This window comes from Providencia sp. PROV033, from assembly GCF_028484855.1.
Lineage (GTDB): Bacteria > Pseudomonadota > Gammaproteobacteria > Enterobacterales > Enterobacteriaceae > Providencia > Providencia alcalifaciens.
The window spans coordinates 1-4,492 of sequence record NZ_JAMPSW010000160.1 but is presented as its reverse complement, the minus strand read 5'-3'; the positions used below and the strand labels follow the sequence as shown (position 1 = coordinate 4,492).

The following is a 4,492-nucleotide window of genomic DNA, read 5'->3' as shown; positions in this document are numbered from 1 at the left end:
TTTTTTGGCTCATATTCGTAAGACTTGATGCCGTTCGCACCATTCGGTTTAAAGTCCGCAAAGACCTTAACGGTGCTTTTGTATAAAACTAACGCGCAAGAAAATAGGCAGTGAGTGAGGAGTTATGACGCTCATCTCACTACACTGCCTATTGTGATATTTATTTGTGTTTCGTTAACTTGAAATCAATCGACTGTTTATGACCCGCTGATCATTGATGTCATTCTAATCTTACGGTGATCTGACATTTCTAAATTGGACATCACCACTAACTGCGGCAAGCTACGACGCAGGAAGCGGGATAAAATCAGTCTCAGTGCATGATTCACTAACAGCACCGTTGGTGCGCCCATGGCTTCTTGATGCCCCACCGCCTCTTCAGCTTGAGTTTGAATAAACTGGGCTAAATTTGGCTCTAAACCACCACCATTCTTCGCAGCTTGTAGCAGGATTTGCTCCAACTTCGCATCCAACCCAATCACTTGAATCTCTTCAGCGCTACCAAACCATTGCTGGGTAATAGCACGTCCTAGAGCAATACGCACCTGAGAAGTGAGGTAATCGGTATCTTTTTGTTCACCATTTTCACCCGCCATTTCAGCCAGCGTCTCAATAATGGTACGCATGTCGCGGATGACCACATCTTCCATGAGTAGGTTTTGTAAAACGCGGTGCAAGATGGTCAGAGAAATGGTGTCTGGGATCAGGTCATCCGCCAGTTTTGGCATCTCTTTTTTCACGCGGTCATACAACATTTGGGCTTCTTGACGACCAAAAAGCGTGCTCGAGTATTGCAGTAAGATTTGATTGAAGTGCGTTGCTACCGCGGTACTTGCGGAAACGACGGTATAACCTTGAATTTGAGCTTGTTCGCGCAAGTCATCGTCAATCCATACTGCAGGTAGACCAAATGCAGGCTCTTTAGTCATATCCCCTTGTAAGGTTCCCGCCGCATTGCCTGGGTCAATCGCTAAGTTGCGTCCTGGTTGAGCTTCTCCGCGCCCCACCTCAGCCCCTTTGATAAGAATGCGATATTCACATGGGGATAATTCTAGATTGTCGCAAATATGCACTACTGGAGGTAAGTATCCAACTTCCTGAGCAAATTTCTTACGTAGCCCACGAAGTCGACCCAATAGCTCCCCTTGCTGATCGTTATCAACCAGCGGAATTAGGCGATAACCGACTTCCATTGCCAGTAAATCTTCTAACTGCACATCATCCCATGTGGCTTCGACCACTTTATTGGCCTCTTGGAAATGTTGCGCTTGGCTATCATCCATCGTTTTTTCTGGATTGCGAGCACGTTTTACCAGATACCACCCTAATGCAGCCAATGCCGCGGTGAACAGTAGGAAAACAAAGTTAGGCATCCCCGGAATAAGACCAATCAACCCTAATACCCCAGCACTGAGCCACATCACGCGCGGGTTATTAAACAGTTGAGTGACCATCTGCTCACCAACATCTTCATCAGTTACAACGCGAGTGACGATAACCCCCGCTGCTGTCGAGATAATCAATGCTGGAATTTGAGCGACCAGACCATCACCGATGGTTAATAAGGTATAAGCGCTCGTTGCATCACCGAGGGTCATATGGTGCTGGCCTACACCGATAATCAAACCACCGATGACATTTATCACCATGATCATAATTCCGGCGACGGCATCACCACGGACGAATTTACTCGCACCATCCATTGAACCGTAAAAATCGGCTTCTTGGGTCACTTCCGCTCGGCGTTTTTTCGCTTCATCATCATTGATAATACCGGCGTTTAAATCGGCATCGATGGCCATTTGCTTACCCGGCATTCCATCAAGCACAAAGCGAGCGCCTACTTCGGCGATACGCCCCGCACCCTTGGTGATAACCATAAAGTTAATCAGAACCAAGATAATGAAAACGACAATACCAATGGCAAAGTTACCGCCAACCAAGAAGTGACCAAAGGCTTCGACAACGCGCCCTGCGGCATCCGGTCCAGTATGACCATCTAGCAGAATGATACGCGTTGAAGCGATATTCAAAGATAGGCGCAATAAGGTTGCGAACAGCAAAATGGTGGGGAATGCGGCAAAATCCAATGTCCGTTTGGTGAACATCGCCACTAACAGCACCATAATGGACAGCGCGATGTTAAAGGTGAATAGTAAATCCAGCAGGAATGCCGGTAATGGCAGAACCATCATCGACAGAATCAGTAATATCAGCACGGGTCCAGCGAGGATTTGCCACTGAGTTCCTTGTAAATTTTTCGGCAATTTTAAAAGTGTAGCCAAATTAGCCATCGCGATTGTTATCTCCAGCAAAATCCAGCGTCGGTGGCACTGGTAAATTTTTCGGTTTCTTTGGTTTCAGGCCACCTTCACGACGCCAGCGGCGTAATTGGTAAACCCATGCTAAAACTTCTGCTACCGCTGCATACAGCGCAACAGGGATACTTTGTCCAATCTCCGCATGGCGATATAACGCACGCGCGAGCGGTGGAGCTTCAAGCTGTAAAATACGGTGCTCTGCACCAATTTCTTTAATACGTTGGGCAATAACCCCCGCGCCTTTTGCCAAGACTTTCGGCGCCCCCATTTTTTTATCGTCATATTTTAGGGCGACAGCGTAGTGAGTCGGGTTGGTGACAATCACATCCGCACTGGGTACATCTGCCATCATTCGGTTACGCGCAATCGCTCGTTGTTGCTGACGAATTTTGGCTTTAATGTGAGGATCGCCCTCTTGTTGCTTAAATTCGTCTTTAATTTCTTGGCGGCTCATCCGTAACTTTTTCAAGTGAGAGCGAAATTGATAAAACACATCAAATGCCACCATTGGGATTAATAGAAAAACAATTAAATAACCTGCAAAAATCACCTTCTCGAGTGCGTTTGCCAACGCCGTTGTCGGTGGTTCCATCACCAAATGGAGTAACGATGGCCAACTTTGCCAGAGAAATATGGACGCGCCTAACCCCACAAACAGTGATTTTAATATTGCCTTAAACAATTCAGATAAGGCATTCATGGAGAAAATTCGCTTTAACCCCTTGATTAGATTTAAGTTTTTCAAATCAAACTTAATCAATTTGCTATTAAATAACAATCCACCCACCAATGACGATGCAGAGATCCCCACCAGCGCTAACCCCCCAATGATTGGAAATAGCGCAAATAACGCCTCACTAACTACCCTCCCCAAATAACTGAGCATCAACCCGATGTTTTGCAGATAATGACCGTCAAAGATAAATCCTTGGCGCATGATTTGTCGTAGCTGGTTTGCCAAATGCCCGCCACTTAGCCACAGCAAACTGACTCCAGCCAACATCATCATGAGGGAGCTTAATTCTTTGGAGCGAACAATTTGCCCGTCATCTTTCGCTTTCTGCTTTTTATGGGGCGTGGGTTCTTCTGTTTTTTCTACATCACTTTCGTCGGACACGTGACTTCCAAAAAATTAGGCTATACGCATAGTCGCTATAGCATGACAGAGTGTAAAAAAATCAATGGTGAAAAATAGACGTACTTCGCAGGGGTTTTTTGGCTATTGAGCAATATGACAACAACTTTGCGAAGCGCTTCGCAAAGAGGTAAATGAAAGGTAAAAAGAAAGAAAGTCAAAAAAGATGACCTAAAAAATCACGTCCTATAATACCCACTCCGTAAAATGGGGTATATTGATAACATCAATGTAAAATACTCTATTTATAGCAGGTGATATTCGTTATGGCTCTGATCCCTAAAAACTATGCTCGCTTAGAAAGTGGGTACCGTGAAAAAGCACTTAAAATTTATCCATGGATATGCGGGCGCTGCACGCGGGAATTCGTTTATTCGAATCTGAGAGAATTAACCGTTCATCATATCGATCATGACCATACCAATAACCCTGAAGATGGGAGTAATTGGGAGTTATTGTGTCTCTTCTGTCACGATCATGAACATTCTAAGTATACAGAAGCCGACCAGTATGGAACGAATGTGGTTGCGGGTGAAGATGCACAAAAAGATGTGGGTGAAGCCACTTATAACCCATTTGCCGATTTAAAAGCGATGCTAGATAAAAAGAAATAATCGCATCCGCATTTTGTTCTCGCAGGTTTGAAATGCTATTCAAGCCTGCGTTTCTTCCGACTGTTAGCCTTGCATTTCCAGCCTTCGTATCTCTATTCCAGCATTATAGTTTCATTTTTCGGCGCGCTATCCAGCCATTTATCAGAAATTGCATCTTATTGCACACCCTCTACGAAGAGCTAACCAACTATCCTTATCTTTTGGATGTACAAAGTGACATTATTGATGACCTAACAACACGCCTTATCATTCCGTTATTTGATACACGTCATCTGCAAGCTGCCCTGCCGATTCGACTTAACCCAATTATTGATATTGAAGGGCACCCCTTTGTACTGATGACTCATTTGATGTCAGCCATCTCTAAATCCATGCTAGGAAAAGAGATTATTTGCATTGAGTACCAAAGAGATAAAATCAAA

At 44.7% G+C, this 4,492-nt stretch carries 4 protein-coding genes; 2 read left to right on the top strand and 2 right to left on the bottom strand.

The features are described 5' to 3' along the window. Positions 1 to 197: 197 nt before the first annotated feature. The gene (flhA, locus tag PSF16_RS16715; protein WP_272689737.1) at positions 198 to 2,294 is read right to left on the bottom strand and encodes a flagellar biosynthesis protein FlhA; all 2,097 of its coding nucleotides are present in this window, start codon (positions 2,292 to 2,294) and stop codon (positions 198 to 200) included. After that, positions 2,287 to 3,438, bottom strand: a complete 1,152-nt coding sequence (gene flhB / locus PSF16_RS16710) for a flagellar biosynthesis protein FlhB (RefSeq protein WP_272689736.1) — start codon at positions 3,436 to 3,438, stop codon at positions 2,287 to 2,289. The genes flhA and flhB overlap by 8 nt, the downstream gene beginning before the upstream one ends. A gap of 284 nt (positions 3,439 to 3,722) precedes the next feature. Here flhB and yajD point away from each other — a divergent pair, with 284 nt between their 5' ends. Both yajD and PSF16_RS16700 read left to right on the top strand, forming a co-directional pair. Then, positions 3,723 to 4,070 carry an HNH nuclease YajD gene (gene yajD / locus PSF16_RS16705; RefSeq protein WP_154604173.1) on the top strand — a complete coding sequence of 116 codons (348 nt, stop codon included), beginning with the start codon at positions 3,723 to 3,725 and terminating at the stop codon, positions 4,068 to 4,070. Positions 4,071 to 4,102: 32 nt separating this feature from the next. Then, positions 4,103 to 4,492: CcdB family protein (locus tag PSF16_RS16700; protein ID WP_272689735.1), on the top strand; the 390-nt coding region annotated here is incomplete at its 3' end.